At 43.7% G+C, this 1,221-nt stretch carries 1 protein-coding gene; it reads left to right on the top strand.

Annotated elements, in window-relative coordinates:
- On the top strand, nucleotides 1–345 hold a 345-nt coding region (locus G566_RS0100015), incomplete at its 5' end, for a tyrosine-type recombinase/integrase (RefSeq protein WP_029131046.1).
- Between the last annotated feature and the right edge of the window lie 876 nt (nucleotides 346–1,221).

Raw genomic sequence — 1,221 nt, 5'->3', positions numbered from 1 at the left:
ATCATTCCGATCAACAAGCAGCTTCGGGCATCGCTGGTGGAGCTTCTTGAGCAGGGACGTGGCAGCCCAACCGCCTACGTGATCAGGACTGAACGCTCTGATCGGACCTCAGCACAGGCAATCGTGAACCTGTTCCAACGCTGGTATCGTGATCTGGGGTTGATTGGCTGTTCGTCACACTCGGGTCGTCGGACCTTCATCACCAACGCTGCCAGGAAGATCTCGACCGTGGGCGGGTCGCTGCGTGATGTTCAGCATCTGGCGGGGCACTTCTCGCTGCAAACGACGCAGCGGTATATCGAAGGAGATAGCGAGGCTCGGAAGCGAGTGGTGCAGCTTAATTAATTGAATGATCAGTTTTATTAACTTATTATTTCGAAAAGTATAATAATTTGTCTTAAAGATTATGGCAAATACTTATCTGCTACATTTTATATACTATTTTTTATGCATTCCTCCAATTCGCTTAATAGTCTTTCAATGTGATGGCGCCATAAACTAAATAAAATTGCCATATATCCTTCGGTTTGAATTATAGCAGTAGATTTATTACCTATTCCTAATATTTTAATTTTAAAAGTCAAAATTTTACTAGGAAAGGAGCCCTTTTTTTTAACATAAATGATCTGATATAAAGGATCCAGCGAAACTATATAAAACCCTTTATTCAGAAAAGAAACCTGCAAACGCCTAAAAGCAACAACCGAGGTTTCATACATTATGACTTTTCTCTGCAGCATAGTTCGCCTCCAACTGATATATTCACAATCTTATTCTGGCGAGAAGACACATATCGAATGGTCTCTCGAGGTGCTGGACCACTTAAAGAGGCTCGATACCACCGAAACATGACATTTTCACTTTGGTTTGGTGGAAGGATTTCACCTTCAATTAGGCTCTCAGCCTGCTCAGCTGAACTAATGGAGGCGCCCACCTCACTCACTCGGTACGGCATAAAGTATAATGGTTGGGTGTATAGCAAAGATCAGTATGTATCGTACAGCGCCAGAGGCAGTATAATTCATCATTTTACAAAACTGGGTCAAATTCGTGCAATCATCCCTGGAAACTTCGAGTAACGTATTGCGAGAGCGCACTGTACAAACCCGCAGTAACTAAAAGTTCAAGACGTTACATACTCAAATTGTTCTCGATTGCCTCAATGCTCCGCAGAGGGGCAGGATCGGCGTGACCTGGTTGTGGGTTCGAAACGATCACTCA

The sequence above is a fragment of the Sandarakinorhabdus limnophila DSM 17366 genome (assembly GCF_000420765.1).
Classification (GTDB): domain Bacteria; phylum Pseudomonadota; class Alphaproteobacteria; order Sphingomonadales; family Sphingomonadaceae; genus Sandarakinorhabdus; species Sandarakinorhabdus limnophila.
This window is presented reverse-complemented; position numbering and strand designations above follow the sequence as displayed.